Source organism: Bartonella florencae (genome assembly GCF_000312525.1).
Lineage (GTDB): Bacteria > Pseudomonadota > Alphaproteobacteria > Rhizobiales > Rhizobiaceae > Bartonella > Bartonella florencae.
This window is the reverse complement of sequence record NZ_HE997451.1, coordinates 438,410-455,075: the sequence shown is the minus strand read 5'-3', so window position 1 is coordinate 455,075 and position 16,666 is coordinate 438,410. Positions and strand designations below refer to the sequence as shown.

At 38.4% G+C, this 16,666-nt stretch carries 16 protein-coding genes; 9 read left to right on the top strand and 7 right to left on the bottom strand.

The features are described from left to right. Positions 1–19 precede the first annotated feature (19 nt). Entirely contained in the window at positions 20–1,327 is a 1,308-nt protein-coding gene (locus BN202_RS02085) for an MFS family transporter (protein ID WP_019218862.1), read from the bottom strand. A gap of 219 nt (positions 1,328–1,546) precedes the next feature. Between BN202_RS02085 and BN202_RS02080 the strand changes: the two genes are divergently transcribed. From BN202_RS02080 to BN202_RS02050, 7 genes are all read left to right on the top strand, one after another. Further along, positions 1,547–2,341, top strand: coding sequence for a thymidylate synthase (locus tag BN202_RS02080; RefSeq protein WP_019218861.1), 795 nt, complete (start codon positions 1,547–1,549; stop codon positions 2,339–2,341). Continuing rightward, complete coding sequence (locus tag BN202_RS02075; protein ID WP_019218860.1) at positions 2,338–2,847, top strand: dihydrofolate reductase; 510 nt, start codon at positions 2,338–2,340, stop codon at positions 2,845–2,847. The genes BN202_RS02080 and BN202_RS02075 overlap by 4 nt, the downstream gene beginning before the upstream one ends. 118 nt (positions 2,848–2,965) lie before the next feature. After that, entirely contained in the window at positions 2,966–4,111 is a 1,146-nt protein-coding gene (hflK, locus tag BN202_RS02070) for an FtsH protease activity modulator HflK (RefSeq protein WP_019218859.1), read from the top strand. Between the two features lie 2 nt (positions 4,112–4,113). Continuing rightward, complete coding sequence (hflC, locus tag BN202_RS02065) at positions 4,114–5,049, top strand: protease modulator HflC (RefSeq protein ID WP_019218858.1); 936 nt, start codon at positions 4,114–4,116, stop codon at positions 5,047–5,049. Positions 5,050–5,204: 155 nt separating this feature from the next. Continuing rightward, complete coding sequence (locus BN202_RS02060; protein WP_019218857.1) at positions 5,205–6,746, top strand: Do family serine endopeptidase; 1,542 nt, start codon at positions 5,205–5,207, stop codon at positions 6,744–6,746. 201 nt (positions 6,747–6,947) lie between these two features. Beyond that, the gene (miaA, locus tag BN202_RS02055) at positions 6,948–7,820 is read left to right on the top strand and encodes a tRNA (adenosine(37)-N6)-dimethylallyltransferase MiaA (RefSeq protein ID WP_019218856.1); all 873 of its coding nucleotides are present in this window, start codon (positions 6,948–6,950) and stop codon (positions 7,818–7,820) included. A gap of 259 nt (positions 7,821–8,079) precedes the next feature. Next, positions 8,080–9,879 (top strand): acetolactate synthase 3 large subunit, encoded by a 1,800-nt coding sequence (locus tag BN202_RS02050; RefSeq protein ID WP_034986944.1) that lies wholly within the window; start codon positions 8,080–8,082, stop codon positions 9,877–9,879. 731 nt (positions 9,880–10,610) lie between these two features. Here BN202_RS02050 and BN202_RS10225 read toward each other — a convergent pair. The 6 genes from BN202_RS10225 to BN202_RS10210 form a co-directional block, all read right to left on the bottom strand. Beyond that, positions 10,611–11,069 (bottom strand): Fe(II)-2OG oxygenase family protein, encoded by a 459-nt coding sequence (locus BN202_RS10225; protein WP_244426399.1) that lies wholly within the window; start codon positions 11,067–11,069, stop codon positions 10,611–10,613. A gap of 5 nt (positions 11,070–11,074) precedes the next feature. Then, positions 11,075–11,443, bottom strand: a complete 369-nt coding sequence (locus tag BN202_RS10220) for a hypothetical protein (protein WP_244426384.1) — start codon at positions 11,441–11,443, stop codon at positions 11,075–11,077. A 38-nt stretch (positions 11,444–11,481) separates the two neighbouring features. After that, entirely contained in the window at positions 11,482–11,604 is a 123-nt protein-coding gene (locus tag BN202_RS10405) for a hypothetical protein (protein WP_019218854.1), read from the bottom strand. A 27-nt stretch (positions 11,605–11,631) separates the two neighbouring features. Beyond that, positions 11,632–12,840 (bottom strand): MFS transporter, encoded by a 1,209-nt coding sequence (locus BN202_RS02040; RefSeq protein WP_019218853.1) that lies wholly within the window; start codon positions 12,838–12,840, stop codon positions 11,632–11,634. A 283-nt stretch (positions 12,841–13,123) separates the two neighbouring features. Further along, a complete protein-coding gene (locus tag BN202_RS10215) occupies positions 13,124–13,270 on the bottom strand; it encodes a hypothetical protein (protein WP_019218852.1) in 147 nt (48 codons plus the stop codon). Between the two features lie 44 nt (positions 13,271–13,314). Further along, the gene (locus tag BN202_RS10210) at positions 13,315–13,596 is read right to left on the bottom strand and encodes an NAD(P)-dependent oxidoreductase (RefSeq protein WP_244426383.1); all 282 of its coding nucleotides are present in this window, start codon (positions 13,594–13,596) and stop codon (positions 13,315–13,317) included. Positions 13,597–14,625: 1,029 nt separating this feature from the next. Here BN202_RS10210 and BN202_RS02030 point away from each other — a divergent pair. Beyond that, a complete protein-coding gene (locus BN202_RS02030; protein ID WP_019218850.1) occupies positions 14,626–15,747 on the top strand; it encodes an ATP-dependent DNA helicase in 1,122 nt (373 codons plus the stop codon). A 74-nt stretch (positions 15,748–15,821) separates the two neighbouring features. Continuing rightward, complete coding sequence (locus BN202_RS02025) at positions 15,822–16,556, top strand: pyridoxine 5'-phosphate synthase (protein ID WP_019218849.1); 735 nt, start codon at positions 15,822–15,824, stop codon at positions 16,554–16,556. The last annotated feature ends 110 nt before the right edge of the window (positions 16,557–16,666 follow it).

Genomic DNA, 16,666 nt, shown 5'->3' with positions numbered 1-16,666 from the left:
ATTTCGCATAGTAAAGTTTTTAATGGATGCCATCACCTTGAAGATATCCCTTTTTCCGAGCATCTGGCAGTAAGATAGCTGAGATAAATGCAATGATCATCATGCCGGTTATATAAAAATAGAAGAGTGATTCATATCCATAATCTTTTAATCCAAGTGCGACAGCTTCGGCTGATCCTCCAAAGATCGCATTGGCAATAGCGTAAGAGAGCCCCACGCCCATTGCGCGCACTGAAGCGGGGAACATTTCCGCTTTTACAATGCCAGAAATGGACGTATAAAAGCTCATAATGCATAGCATTCCGATAATGATGCATAGAGCAGTCCACACATTATCCGTATTAGCAATCATTCTAAGTCCAGGAATCGTGAAGATAATAGATAAAGTGCTCCACATGAGGAGTGAAACTTTTGTGCCAATTTTATCAGCTAGAAAGCCAAAAGCAGGTTGGAGTAACATGAAAACAAAAAGTGCAGCCGTCATTATAGTTGTGGCTGTATGTTTATCAAATCCGGTGGTTGTGATCAGATATTTTTGCATATAAGTGGTGCATGTATAAAATGTGAGCGATCCTCCTGCTGTAAAGCCTATAACGAGAAAGAAAGCCTTTCTGTGAGTGTAGAGAAGTTCCCTAAGGCTCCCAGCCTGTTTTTGAGAGCGACTTTCTTTTGTTGTTGTCTCATGAAGCGAACGACGCAAATAAATCGCAACTATTGCTCCTAATCCACCAATTGCAAAAGGAATACGCCAGCCCCATGCTTTTAACTGATCTTCAGTGAGATAAAGTGCTAGAATGAATATAACAAGGCTGGCTAAAAGTTGCCCTCCAATGAGCGTCGTGTATTGGAAAGAGCTAAAGAATCCACGATGATTTTTAAGAGCAATTTCACTCATATAAGTTGCTGTAGTGCCGTATTCACCGCCAACAGAAAGTCCTTGGAGCATTCGAAGTAAAAGTAAAAGAACTGCTGCAGCCATTCCAATCGTTTCATAGGTAGGAAGTAGAGCAATGAGGAACGAACCACCACACATCATAAAAACAGAAATAAGCATGGAGCGTTTACGTCCATAACGGTCTGCAATGTATCCAAAGAGCCATCCACCAATTGGGCGCATAAGAAAACCAATAAAAAAGATCCCTGCGGTTTTTAACAGTTGTGTAACCGTATCATCATCTGAGGGAAAAAATTGTGATGCAAAGTAAATCGATGTAAAGGAATAAACATAAAAGTCGTACCATTCCACTAGATTACCTGATGCACTGGATACTATAGCAAAGATACGTTTTCTTGTATCATGCGGTGCTAGAGTTGTTTCATTCTCCATGAAGTCTATCCCTTTATTGTTTGTGTTTGTTGATTTATTCCCCCTATAGTTATTCCCCTTAAAACCTGTCTACAGTATTTTATCTTTTGCGTCAAAAACTTAATCAAATCATACTTATTTCTTGTTCAAGATCGTTAGAGGAGAGAAGTTTAAATTATATTTTTATTAATTCTAAAGTTTCTATTTTCTATAATTAATAGAATCGGCCATAATATCCATATGAAAGCCTATCTCGATCTTTTATCTCATGTTTTAAATCATGGCGTTGATCGCACAGACCGAACCGGTGTTGGCACGCGGTCGGTTTTTGGTTATCAAATGCGGTTTGATTTACAGGCTGGATTCCCATTGTTGACAACGAAAAAACTGCACTTACGTTCAATCATCTATGAGCTTTTGTGGTTTCTTAAAGGTGATACGAATATTGCATGGTTGAAAGAACGTGGTGTATCAATTTGGGATGAATGGGTTGATAAAAATGGAGATCTTGGTCCTATCTATGGTTATCAGTGGCGTTCTTGGCCAGCTCCTGATGGGCAACATATTGATCAAATCAGTAATCTGTTGACTATGATTAGGGAAAAGCCAGATTCTCGTCGCTTGATTGTATCAGCTTGGAACCCCGCATTAATAGAAGAAATGGCTTTGCCTCCGTGTCATTGTCTTTTTCAATTTTACATTGCTGATGGAAAGTTGTCTTGCCAACTTTATCAACGTTCAGCGGATATTTTCTTAGGTGTTCCATTTAATATTGCGTCCTATGCATTGCTAACAATGATGATTGCGCAGGTGAGTGGGCTTAAGGTGGGTGATTTTATTCATACGTTGGGTGATGCGCATCTTTATTCTAATCATTTTGAACAGGCAAAATGTCAATTGTCTCGTGTCCCTAATGCTTTGCCATTTATGCGTATAAATCCAACCGTAACGGATCTTTTTTCTTTTCAATTTGAGGATTTTGAATTGCTTAATTATGAAGCACAGCCACATATCAAGGCACCGGTAGCAGTATGACTTTGCCCATTTGTTTAATTGCAGCGGTTGCAGAAAATGGTGTTATTGGTCATGAAGGTGACATGCCTTGGCGTTTGTCGACAGATTTGCAACGCTTTAAAGCTTTGACTTTCGGTAAGCCGGTTATTATGGGAAGAAAAACTTGGGATTCTCTTGAGAAACCTTTACTAGGGCGTACAAATATTGTCATTACCCGTAATTGTAAATTTAAAGCTGAAGGCGCTATTATTGTTTATTCTGTGTCTCAAGCTTGTTCTGTTGCAAAAAGAGTGGCATCTCAGAATGATGCAGATGCGATTTTTATTATTGGTGGTGGTGAAATTTTTCAACAAGGGTTGTGTATTGCTGATAAGATATTCCTTACAGAAGTTCTCGCTTCTATAGAAGGTGATAGTTTTTTTCCTGTTTTCGATAAAGAAAAGTGGACTATTGTGCAAACACAATATATTCCAGAAGGGGATAAAGACAATTATCCAACACGTTTTGTAGTTTATGAACGGAAATAATCTTTTGTAATGGAGTGGAAAGAGCCTGTCAGTTACATTGTAATCAGGTAAGAGCTGCTCTATAAGATTAAGTGAATGGTTGGTATTTGATTAATGGTAGTCAGTTGAAGAGGTGATGATGCCCTGGACAAATCAAAATGGTGGCGGCCCGTGGAGCAGCGATAAAAATAAACTCGGTGGTGATAACAAACCACCTGCTAAGAACATCTTTGGTTCTGGTGGTGGTAATGGTGGTGATAATGGTCCCAATTTTGATGATCTGTTACGTAAAGGACATGATCAGTTTCAACAAGTTGGTGGAAGTGGGTTTTTGGCTCTTTTGTTTCTTCTTGGCGTATTTTTTTGTTTGTATCAGTCGGTTTATATTGTTCAACAAAATGAACAAGCAGTGGAGTTGCGTTTTGGTGTGCCTAAGGCAGAAATTATTGGTGATGGTTTGCATTTTCACTTTTGGCCAATCGAAACTTATATGAAAGTCCCTTTAACGGAAAAAACAATTGCAATTGGTGGATATTCCGGTCAGGCACAACAAAGTGAAGGTTTAATGCTTTCGAGTGATCAGAATATTGTTAATGTCAATTTTTCTATTTACTATCGAATTTCACACCCAGGGCAGTTTTTATTCAATGTGAGTGATCAAGAAGGGACAGTTCGTCAAGTTGCTGAGAGTGCAATGCGTGAGGTTATTGGTTCCAGACCCGTTGATGATGTTTTGCGCGACAAGAAAGAAGAAGTTGCCAGTGACGTTAGAAAAATTATTCAGTTGACTGTAGATAAATATCAACTTGGTGTTGAAATAAGCCGTGTGTCGATTAGTGAGGCTGCTCCTCCTACCAAGGTTGCTGCTGCGTTTAATTCTGTCCAGCAGGCTGAACAAGAACGTGGGCGGATGATTGAAGAAGGAAATCGTGTGCGTTTTACTAAAATTGGTTTAGCAAATGGTGAAGCTTCACGCACACGGGAAATCGCAAAGGGTGAAAAAGCACAAATGGTTGAAGAGGCAAGAGGACGTGCTGAACGTTTTCAGGCTATAGCACGTGAGGCTGCAATTTCACCAGAGGCTACACGTTATCGTCTTTATATGGAGACGGTAGGGCGTATTCTTTCTTCACCTAATAAGCTAGTTCTTGATCAAATAAATTCTCCGGCGGTGCCTTATCTTCCTCTGAATGAATTGCTACGCAGCAATTCATCGGAAAACGCGAAAAAAACATCGGCGCGTTCTGCACCACTTTTAGATGCTCGTATTTCTGGAGGTCGCTAATTATGCCGCAGTCTCGTTTCTTGTTTATATGTAGTGCTATAGTTCTTCTTTTGATGGTTTCGTGGATGTCACTTTTTGTTGTTTATCCTCGTCAACAGGTGGCAATTAAGCGTTTTGGGCAAATTGTTAAGGTAGAGTCTCATCCTGGTATTTATTTTAAAGTGCCCTTTGTGGATAAGATGGTTGTTGTTGATAATCGGTTATTGCGTTACGATGTTCCTACACAATCTGTGCAGGTTCGTGGTGGTGCCTATTATGAAGTGGATGCGTTCTTTATTTATCGCATTACAGATCCTAAATTGTTTTTACAGCGTATTGCTTCTGGGCGTCCACAAATTGCTGCGCGTGAAAATCTTGCACCGCGTTTTATTGACGCTTTGCGCGCTGTTTATGGTAAACGGGAATTTAAGGCGGCTTTATCCGATGAACGGGGAGCCATGATGGCCGAAGTGCAGAGGCAATTTTCTGTAGATGCAGGCTCGTTGGGAATTACTATTGTCGATGTGCGTATTCGTAAAACTGATTTAACCGATGCTGTTTCAGAAGATGTTTATCGGCAAATGGCAGCTGAACGTGAGGCGGTAGCAGAGAATATTCGTGCGCGGGGACAGCAGGAGAGAGATCGTATTGTGGCGGAGGCTAATCGTGAATATGAAGAAATTGTAGCAGCTGCAAGGCGTGATGCTGAAATTACTCGCGGTGAAGGGCAGGCGGAAAGTATTCGCCTTTTATTGAATGCGAGAGAGGCGAATGCGTCCTTTTATGATTTTTGGTTGGCTATGGAACAATACAAAAATTTGGAGCGTGTTCCGATGGTGATTTCACCAAATGAGAGTTTCTTTTTCTATTTCCACAATCCACTACAGGAAAAGAAAAAATTACCATCAACGATGAATACTGGTTTTAGTAAAATTGAACAGAAAATCGGCGGAGAGTAAAAGCAACAATGAATTGTGAACATCACTTTTGCATGAGAGACGGTATCTGTTGTTGCTTTCTTTTATGATGCAAATGGTAAAGTGATTGCACAATCATGGTTTTGCGTAGATAAATTTAATGGAAGCTCTTTGCAGTATTTTGTTAAAGGCATGTTATGGGTAGAAATGTCGTAGGTAAAAATACGTCTTTGATGTTTTTTGTTATAAGAGTTGTTTGTGCAGTTTTGTTTTTAACTGGATCAATGAGCTTTTCTTGGGGGGAAGAAACAAAAAACACGCTCCTTTCTGTTCCTGATTTGGCTTCTGAGCTTTTGGAAACCGTTGTAAATATTTCTACAGCACAGACTGTTGATGGGACTGAACAAGATGATAATTTTTCGGTTCCAATTATTCCTCCAGATTCATTGTTGCAAGAGTATTTTAGTGATTTTTTCACACCTAAAGATGGTCAAAAAGATAGTCAGTTTCAAAAGGTGCGTTCTTTGGGGTCTGGTTTTGTGATTGATGCGCAAAAAGGGCTTATTGTTACAAATTATCACGTTATTGTTGATGCTGATGATATTGAAGTGAATTTTACCGATGGTACAAAGTTAAAAGCAAAATTGCTTGGAAAAGATAGCAAGACTGATTTGGCGCTGCTTCAGGTTGATACGGGAAGTAAAAAATTAAAAGCGGTACGTTTTGGTGACTCAGAAAAAGCACGTATTGGTGATTGGGTTATGGCTATCGGTAACCCATACGGGTTTGGTGGAAGTGTAACGGTTGGTATTATTTCTGCACGCAACCGTGATCTTAATGCTGGTCCTTATGATAATTTTATTCAGACAGATGCAGCGATTAATCGAGGCAATTCTGGTGGGCCGTTATTTGATAGAAATGGTGAGGTCATTGGTATCAATACAGCAATTATTTCGCCTTCTGGAGGATCTATTGGTATTGGTTTTGCTATACCATCAGATATGGCTCTTTCGGTGATTAATCAGTTGCGTGATTTTGGAGAAGTAAGGCGCGGTTGGTTAGCGATTCGTATTCAGCCGGTAACAGAAGATATTGCAAAAAAATTAAAACTCGGCAAAGCTATGGGGGCGTTGGTCGCTGGTAAAATAGAACAGGAGGATGTGGATAATAGCCAGTTACAGACTGGGGATGTTATTCTTTCCCTTGGAGATACAAAAATTAAGCATGCGCGTGATTTGCCACGTTTGGTAGCCGAAAGTTCTCAAGGAAAAGTGATTGATGTTATTGTTTTGCGAAACGGGCAGGAAAAAACAGTACAAGTTAAGCTTGGGCGTTTGATTGAGACAGATGTAAATGAAAATTCTGAAGATACAAATGTAAAAGAAGATACAGCAGAAAAGCCTGATGATGAAAAAAATAGTGCGCTATCAAAAAGTGTGACAATGGAATTTATGGGAATGACGTTGTCTGAGCTTGCAGAAGATTTGCGTCATCGTTACTCCATTACGGATAAACTTCACGGATTGGTAGTGATATCTGTTGCACAAAATAGTGCAGCAGATAAAAAGCGTATTCGTGTTGGTGAAGTGATTGTTGATATTAATCAAAGTTCTGTCACAACAATTCATGCAGCAAAAAAACGTATTTATAAATTACGCGAAGCGGGACGCAAAAACGCTCTTTTCATTGTAGCGCGTCCAGATGGAGAGTTACGGTTGGTAACAATTCCAATGGATTGATATTCTTTAATACCTGTTAAGTTTTTATTTTTTGAAGGTGCTGGAACCATCATAGGTGCCTTCTTTGTGCTCGCTGTGAAAGTTCTAGGTGTATTTTGGTTTGAAATGTTCAGTTTATGTCAATGGAGATGAAATACAGTTGTGGGGGTTGCTATGCGTGTTACAATAAGTTGTTGATTGATGGTGTAGGAATTTCCATTCATGGCACAAAGGACAATTACATTAATAGCAGGGCCAACTGCAAGTGGGAAATCTGCACTTGCCTTACAAATGGCTCAAGAAAAAAATGCTCTGATTATTAATACGGATTCAATGCAGGTTTATGATGTTTTAAATATCTTAACGGCTCGGCCGACGGAGGCTGATACTGCGATTGTTCCACACTATCTTTATGCTCATGTGAGTCCTAGCGTGAATTATTCTGTGGGGAAATGGTTGTGTGATGTTGAAAAACTATTGGATATTTTTACGTCGAAATCACTGATTTTTGTGGGTGGAACAGGACTTTATTTTCGTGCTCTTTTAGAAGGGATATCAAAAATCCCTTATATTCCACAAGTCGTGCGACAAAAATGGCGATTTCGGCTTGAGAAAGAGGGAGTTGAGAGTCTTTATTGTCAGTTGTTACAGGTTGATGCTGTTCTTGCTGAAAAAATCTCTTCCCAAGATGGACAGCGTATTGTCCGTGCTTTGGAAGTTTATGATGCAACAGGTAAGAGGCTAAGTTGGTGGCAGAAGCAAAAAACCATACCTCTTATTGCAGCACATTGTGCAGAAAAAATTCTTCTCATTCCACCACGTCAATTGCTTTATGAACGCATTCATAAGCGTTTGGATATCATGATTGAAAGAGGCGCGCTAGAAGAGGTGGTTGCTATGAAGAAGCTTGGGCTTTCTCCTTTGTTACCGGCGATGAAGGCTATTGGTATTGCTGAATTTATAGCTTATTTGAATGGAGACAGAAGTTTTGAGAACGCTCTTGAAATGGTGAAAACACAAACGAGACAGTATGCAAAAAGGCAAATAACATGGTTTCGTAACCAATTTGATGAAGAATGGATGCTTATGTCTTGATAAAAGAGCTGAAAAGCAGTTGAAAAAAGTCAATTGCCAATGAATTTTTTTAGCAAGTATAATTTTTTATTGACGGATGCTCTCAATGTTATTAAAAATCTCTTTATAGGAAGGCTTTTCCTTGTAGATTTTGTGCGCTGGAATAAGGGGGGTAATCATACAATATATGTTTTTTGTGTGTAGTAGGCTCTCTCAGAGCCTTCTTTGTAGGCTCCTTCGGGAGCTTTTTTATTGTGCTATCAAATAGGCGAGTGGGAAAATGATACATCATCCAAGAATGCTAGAGAATGCAGACGGAAAAAGAATGTCGGGTGCTGAAATCGTGGTTCAAGCTCTTATTGATCAAGGCGTTAAACATCTCTTCGGTTATCCTGGTGGGGCTGTTCTTCCTATTTTTGATGTACTTTATCAACAAAATTCACTGCAGCATATTTTGGTGCGTCATGAACAGGCAGCAGGTCATGCTGCTGAAGGTTATGCACGCAGCACAGGAAAGGTAGGTGTGATGCTTGTGACTTCTGGTCCAGGGGCAACGAATGCTGTCACACCTTTGCAAGATGCATTCATGGATTCTATACCTCTTGTTTGTTTTTCTGGGCAGGTGTCTACAACGGTGATTGGAACAAATGCTTTTCAAGAGGCCGATACAGTTGGGATTACAAAGCCCTGTACAAAACAGAATTGGTTGGTTAAAAATGTCAATGATCTTGCTGTCATTATTCATGAAGCTTTCGCTTTTGCTCAATCAGGGCGTCCAGGACCGGTTTTGATTGATATTCCTAAGGATATCCAATTTGCTTCAGGATTTTATAGAACGCCTCAAGTTTTGGCATCTCAACATTCTTCTCCACAAGCAAAAGTGGATATTAAGGCACTTGAATATGCTGTTTCTTTGTTAGCAGAAGCAAAACGTCCCATTATTTATTCTGGTGGTGGTGTTATTTCATCGGGGACACAAGCCGTACAGCTGTTGCGTGACTTGGTTCAATGGGGAGACTTTCCCATTACTTCAACACTGATGGGACTTGGTGCTTATCCAGCTTCTTATAAAAATTGGCTTGGAATGCTTGGAATGCATGGCACCTATGAGGCTAATATGGCCATGCATGATTGTGACGTTATGTTGGCTGTTGGGGCACGGTTTGATGATCGTATCACTGGGCGGCTTGATGCATTTGCACCTCATGCACGCATTATTCATATTGATATTGATCCTTCTTCTATCAATAAGATCGTAAAAGCAGAAGTTTCTCTTATTGGCGATGTGGCTGATATTTTAGGAGATATCAATCAACATCTACAGATGCGACAAGCAATATTCGATAGAGAATCTCGTGATGCGTGGTGGAGGCAAATCAATCTTTGGAAATCGCGTAATTCATTGGCATATATGGAGAAAAAAGATGTCATTATGCCACAATATGCTCTTGAACGGCTTTATGCACTTACCAAAGATGCGAATGCTTATATCACAACAGATGTTGGACAGCATCAGATGTGGGCGGCACAGTATTATCGTTTTGATGAGCCAAAACATTGGATGACTTCTGGTGGTCTTGGAACGATGGGATATGGTCTTCCTGCGGCGATCGGTGCTCAAATAGCACATCCTGATGCACTTGTTGTGTGTATTTCTGGTGATGCTTCAATTCAGATGAATATTCAGGAGCTTGCAACGGCAATTCAGCATAATACGCCAGTGAAAATTTTTGTTTTAAATAATCAATATATGGGAATGGTTCGACAGTGGCAGCAATTGTTGCATGATAATCGCCTTTCGCATTCTTATACGGAATCAATGCCTGACTTTGTAAAATTGGCAGAAGCTTACGGCGCAGTTGGTATTCGTTGCTCACAACCGGATGAACTTGATGGTAAAATTCAGCAAATGCTTGATTCTGACAAACCAGTTCTCTTCGATTGTCGTGTTGATAATTTAGAAAATTGTTTTCCCATGATCCCATCGGGTTGTGCCCATAATGAAATGTTATTACCCGATGAGGCAAGCGAGGAAGCTGTTGCAAATGCTGTTTCTTCCGAGGGAAAGATTCTTGTATAAAATGAATATATTAACCAAATAGTGAAGGATGGTGATGATGAAGTCTTTTTGGAGTCTTCATCTCTGTCTCTTCTTTGTAGAGGAGTTCCTATTATCCTTAGAGCCCAAGTGAGAAAGCCATGCAGGGTTCCTGAGGATTTCAGCAAAACACCTAGCCACAAAGCCTCCCAAAGCAAGATTTATCAATATAAAGACATGAGGTGTATTATTATTTGTTCATTTAAAAAATGTTATAAGTCGTGTGCCCAATTATGTTTGAATTCATTTGTATGCGATGTTTGTTTTTTAATTCATATGTTCACATTAATAGCTATTTCGTTGCATTTTTTAGATAATACATTGAATTATCTATTATAAATTAATTATATTATCTCATATATGAAAGATTCCATCGTGTAAGAAAAAAGCCACTGTGCTTGAAGGGTGCAACCATGAAAACTGGCATACTTGGGAAAACAATAGAAAAGTTTGTCACTCTGTTTTGGTTTCGCATTATGAAATTAATCCAAATCGCTTTTTCAAGGGCTTGATAGGAGAATCTTCCTAGCGGCTTGAAAGGAAGGGAAAAAATAACAAAGATCAAATGCAGCCATAGAAAATCAATAGGCCACCATAGCTTATAATCAGGTAGTAATCTCACTTGATTATGCGGGAGAAAGCTATACATATGAGATGGGTAGTCAATCTATATAAACCAGAATAATACTCAATATCATATCATTATCAGGACATTAACATTGAAAATCAAATACTCTTTCTTTTATTTGCTTTACATATCTATGGTTCCATAAATCTGCAGATACAAACACTCTTTGAATCCACCACATTGGATTTTTATAACGATCAAATGATCCAGAAAATTTATCTCTAGAGTGTAGAGCCATTCTGTTATCAATGTATAATAATCTTCTTGGTTGTACATCAATTCCAAAAGATACAGCTTTAATAGCTTCATAAAAATGATCTAAAGCGTCCTTGGCTTTTTTTGACTGCGGTTCTAACATGCCCAGATAAAAAACAGCGCTGATATCTGGGAATTCACCGTCCCCTTGAACGAGGGGCACTTTACTTGTAGAGATTACCCCATTTTTTCTCCATCTATAGGGAACATTAATTATATATAAATTATCCCTTAAGCTCCTCAAATTCTCCTCGTTTAAACGTTTTAAAGCTAGACGTGCATCAGATATTCTCGTTAACGGGCCATTAACATCATTGCGAACACCATTAAAAGTATCCCTTTAGGAGATAAATTTAAACCAGTTATAAATTTTAGGGCAGCATTTTCTATATGAAAATCTAACTCAACTTCAGATCCTAATCCTGTATAATCTTTTTTATTATCTTTTAAAGGAACCAAGTTATTATGTTCGCCTTCAAACTTAATTGAATAAGACTCTCCAATTAATAAAGAAAACATCATAATTAAATTTTCGCTTATATAGCCACTTTTACAAGACGCATCTAAATTATAAGGATTTGGTGACGTATTAATTTGTCTATCAATTGGAAGGTTTTCAAAGATTAAATATGCTCTAGGGGTAATAGACCTCTTTTGCTTCATAAGAATTGTCAATATTCTGTGGGGTAGCAGCGAAAATGCTATTTTTTTAGCTCAACCGAATATTCAATACCACCGTATGGATCATAAATAATATGGTCTAAAGCCTCCCAAAGATTGTCTCTTTCGACATTGCTCAACTCAAAAGTATTTTCATTTATCATTATAATTTCCTCCCCAATTATATTCCCCTACTTTTTTATTAAGAAAAGTGAAAAAACAATCATTAAAATTAAAATCAGCCATGTTAGTAAATAAGTGTCTGTAAAATCTTGGATTAAGCCAAATAATGGTGGAGCAGCAATAATTGCGATTTGATTGACAGACATTGCTAACCCCAGAGAAAAGCCAACGCTTTCTTTCGGCGAGGAGTCTACAATATAAGCAACCCAAGGGCCATACCATCCTAATCCAAAAAAACCTAACCAAGCAGATAAAAGAGTTAAATAAATTATGGATCCACTCAAGCTCAAAATTAATATTAAAAATCCAAAAACTAATGCAATCATGCAAAACAAGACAGGAAAAAATCGTCCTTTTTTACAATGATCACTCCACGCTGCTAAAATAATTCTTCCTAAGGCACCAGAAGTTTGGGAAACAAAAAACAAATAAGCACTTTTATCTAGAGAAAGGTGATAGATTCTATAAAAATAAACAGTTATAAAAATGGTTAAAACATATTGAACGATCACAAGTGAAACGCCTGAAAAAATAATATTCTTCATATGCGGCGCAGCTAACATCGCAAGACGAGACCTTACATTTGCATAGAACGAAACTTTTGCCTTGCTTTTTGGAACGATAGCGACAACTTTTGCTGGTGCGTGATAAAAAATAATAAAGATACATCCACCTAAAAAAGAAACGATGGCACCGACCAAAAATGCACCTTGTATGCCATAGACAAGCGCACTAGCAGGAAGAACCATCCCAGCTAATGCTCCACCTAATGGTAGTCCCGCCTGCCTTATTCCCATTGCAAATCCGCGCTGTGATTGTGGAAACCATGAAGAAACAGATTTAGCACCACCGGGTTGAGCAGAGCTATAAAATCCCCCTACAATGAGCAAACAAACCAAAAGGGAAATATAGTTATCTGCGATTGCTCCCAACAAAAGAGCGACAGAAACGCCGAGTGCGCCAACGCCAACAATATAGCGCTCGTTAAACTTGTCTAGTAATTCGCCAGCTACAAGTAAGCCAATAATAGGTAGGAATTGCGCTGCTGAAGACAGCAAACCTATTTGAGTGTCACTCAGCGAGAAATCCCTCTTAAAAAATTCAGCTAAAGGACCAATCCCTTGAACAAAGAAGCAAGCTGATGCTTGAGCGATAGTAGCAACAAACAACACAATCCATCGATAATAATTTTTTGCTATAAATTGATGATTGTTCACTCAGCCCCCTCCAATGAAAGTGTGCTTGTAGCCTTTTTTAATAATAATTCCAACTTTAATAATAATGGCAACAATAAATGAGGTATTTTATGTGGATGACATAAAAATCTGTCAATACGATTGGTATTAATATGCAAGCCAAGGAATATGCTTCATTTAAGGAAATAAGCTATTATGTGTCGTGCAAATTTGATACGCTAGCGATATAAGATAAATTTTACAAACATTGGTTCATCCGGCATTAAGCGCTCTTGATAAAAGACGCTATATTTTGGTAAACTTTTTAAATATAATCCTCAAAGCTTTCTCCAGTCACATAGCTCATATACTGGCTCGCTGTCATAAACATCCAGTGCAAAGTAAGTTGATTTTCAAACTTAGCAACCAAAGCTGAACGTGCTGTGTTGACAAAAATAGCATGAGGTTTCATGCTTAATAGATTATCTCATTGAATGATTTTTCTGGTTTTATCGCTTAAACGTAAATGTACGGATATAATTTCAGGACGTATAAAAATTGATCTTTTGAATGCGTAAAATGATAACCTAAATTTTTTGCTTCTTGCGTTGAGTGTTCGCTCCCATAAACCAAAATGGACATGCCAAAAGCTTGAGCATATTGAGCAACCATTTTACCAATACGCCCAAATCCGAATATTCCAAGAGTAGCCCCTTTCATTTGGTTGCTAAATGTCGTTTGCCATCGTCCTTTTTTCATATCAGACACAGATTGACAGAGTTTTCTACGCGCAAACATAATTAAGAGCCACGTGAATTCAGCAGCAGAAGTTGGATCTCCACCACCGTTTAAGATTTTAATTCCTAAGTCTCTACAAGCGTCTATATCAATATGTGAACCTATAGGGCCTGTTTGGCAGATTCATTTTAAATTTGGCAGTTTCAGGAGAAGATTTCTATCAATTATAGTCCGCTCTCTGATTAAGATAAGAATATCTATCTCTTTGAGCTTATCTTCTCAATCACATTCTTTCGCTAAATTATTTATAACCAGCACTTCATGCGATTTCATTAATTTTAACATAGACTATAATGTTAGAGTGGCTTTTTTTATAGTCATCTGGAATTAATATTTTCAATTTAAACCTCCTCTACATATTTGTGCGAGATAAAGCGTGCTTCATATAAGCGTGATGTCTCTCTTTATTCGTTGAGGTATAACTTATTTGTAGCATGAAGAGTAAATTTATTAAAATCATAATAAGAGGGAGATAGGAATTTAATAGGTGTATCATCATAGGATTAAGTCGTTTTGTTGAGAGCTATTTCTATTTCTGCCAAAAGGTTTTTGTTATATTTCATTATTATTTTGTAATAGTGGATTTGCTTTATTTTTATGTGCAAGAAAGCTGATTGATTGTGTAAAATAGTATTCATAAAATTACATTATTCTTAATCCTATTAAGGACATTTTTTTAGCGAAGGTTTTGCAATTGCAATGCTCTTTTTCTCATTCTAAATGTTGGTTAGAAAAAGTGTATATAAGTGTTATTTTAAATTTAAGATATGCATATTCCATTGTTGGTGTTACTGTTGTGAAAAATGATATTTTATTTGATAAGTATAAGGTGTTACCAAGAAGATCGATGTATAGATAAAATTTAGATTTTTACAATATCTTGAAAAAGCAATAGGTAAATAATTGATGATTGTGCTACGAAAGTTGTTAGATGGGCGTGTGTCAGCAATTCTTCATAAAAAAGTTTTTCTTGATAGCCGTTTTTTTCAAAATACTGTTTTTTTTATGCAAATCTTATGTTGGTAAGCTATGCAGTTTTCACGGGAACAGGATAATGCATTGAAGGCTGTTGCCGCGTGGTTGAGGGAAGGGCGTTCTCCTCTTTTTCGCCTTTTTGGCTATGCGGGGACGGGCAAGACGACGCTTGCGCGCTATTTTGCAGAAACAGTTGATGGCTCTGTCCAGTTTGCTGCTTTTACAGGAAAGGCGGCGCAGGTTTTGCGTTCTAAAGGTGCAAGCAATGCTTGTACGATTCATTCATTGATTTATTGTCCGCGTGGAGAAGAGGAAATTTCCGATGAAGTTACGGGAAAAAAGTCTATTGCTCCAACATTTGCACTCAATCGAAGAAGTGCTGCAGCACAAGCCGCGCTTATCATTGTTGATGAATGTTCAATGGTAGATGAACAGTTGGCGCGTGATTTAATGAGTTTTCGAACACCTATTCTTGTTCTTGGTGATCCAGGTCAATTGCCTCCCATATCAGGGGGTGGTTTTTTTTCCAATGAGAAACCTGATTTTCTTCTTTCAGAAATTCATCGGCAAGCACGTGATAATCCGATTGTTCGTTTGGCTATGGATGTGCGTGAAGGACGCGATATTGCTTATGGTGATTATGGTGCAGCGCGTGTTATTACACGCAAAGAGGTCGATCAGCAATTGGTTTTAGATGCCGATCAGGTCTTGGTAGGAATCAATCGAACACGGCATCTTTATAATAGACGTTTGCGTGCTTTGAAGGGGTTTACAGCAAATTATCCACAAGCAGGGGATAAGCTTGTATGTTTGCGTAATGATCCTTCTAAAGGCTTGTTAAACGGTTCGTTATGGAAAGTGATGACTTCACAGAAGGAAACTGTCAAGCCAAGTATTAATCTTCTTGTTAAACCAGAAGAAAGCGAGCGCGGGGTAGCAAAGATTAAGCTTTTAAAAGCAGTGTTTGAAAATCCTGATAATGAGATATCTTGGGCATTAAAAAAGAGATATGATGACTTTGATTATGGCTATGCGTTAACTGTTCATAAAGCGCAAGGTTCTCAATGGGATGATGTCGTTTTATTTGATGAAAGTTTTGCATTTCGTGATATGTCTGCGCGGTGGCTTTATACGGGAATTACGCGTGCGGCAGAGCGTTTGACAATTGTTCGATAGAGAAAATTTATTCTCTGGGTATTGGTGGATATATTTTTCTGATTTTGGAATTGTATGTGAAAATGGGAGTAGATATGGCGATAAAACTTTCGGTTAATCTTAATGCTATTGCTGTTTTGCGCAATCGGCGTAATCTACCTTGGCCAAATGTCAAAACTATTGGGCATATAGCACTTACAGCTGGAGCAGCGGGGTTGACGGTTCATCCACGCCCTGATGAAAGACATATTCGTTTTACGGATTTGCCAGATATCAATAATTTAATGAACAGCACATTTCCTAGTGCTGAATTTAATATTGAAGGTTATCCAAGCAATGCATTTTTGGATATAGCAGAAAAATATGCTGATCAGATTACTCTTGTTCCTGATGATCCAGCTCAGTCAACTTCTGATCATGGTTGGGATTTTTCTCGTCAGGCAGAATTTTTGGCACCTATTGTGCAACGCTTGAAAGCAAAAAAAATTCGCGTGTCGTTATTTGCTGATCCTGTTGTTGAAGGGCTTGATATTGCTAAAGCGATAGGGGCTGATCGTGTGGAATTTTACACAGGACCTTATGGGGGGGCATTTAACGATAAGACTAAGCAAGATGAGGAGCTCAATAAACTTGTTCTAGCAGCAAAAAGAGCTCAAGAGTTACTACTGGGTGTTAACGCAGGGCATGATCTGACCATTACAAATCTTCCCGCTCTTGTTCATCATATTCCTTGGCTTGAGGAAGTTTCTATTGGTCATGGGCTCATTGCGGATGCATTAGAATATGGAATGCGTAACACTGTTCAGCGTTTTATACAGTTATTGGTATAATATTTTCTCTGTACAAAGAGGCAAGATGAATTTTTCTAAAAAAACTCTGTTAGTTTGTTGCGAAGAAATAATTTTGCTTCTGTTTCAATAAATAAAACTATTTGCGGCAC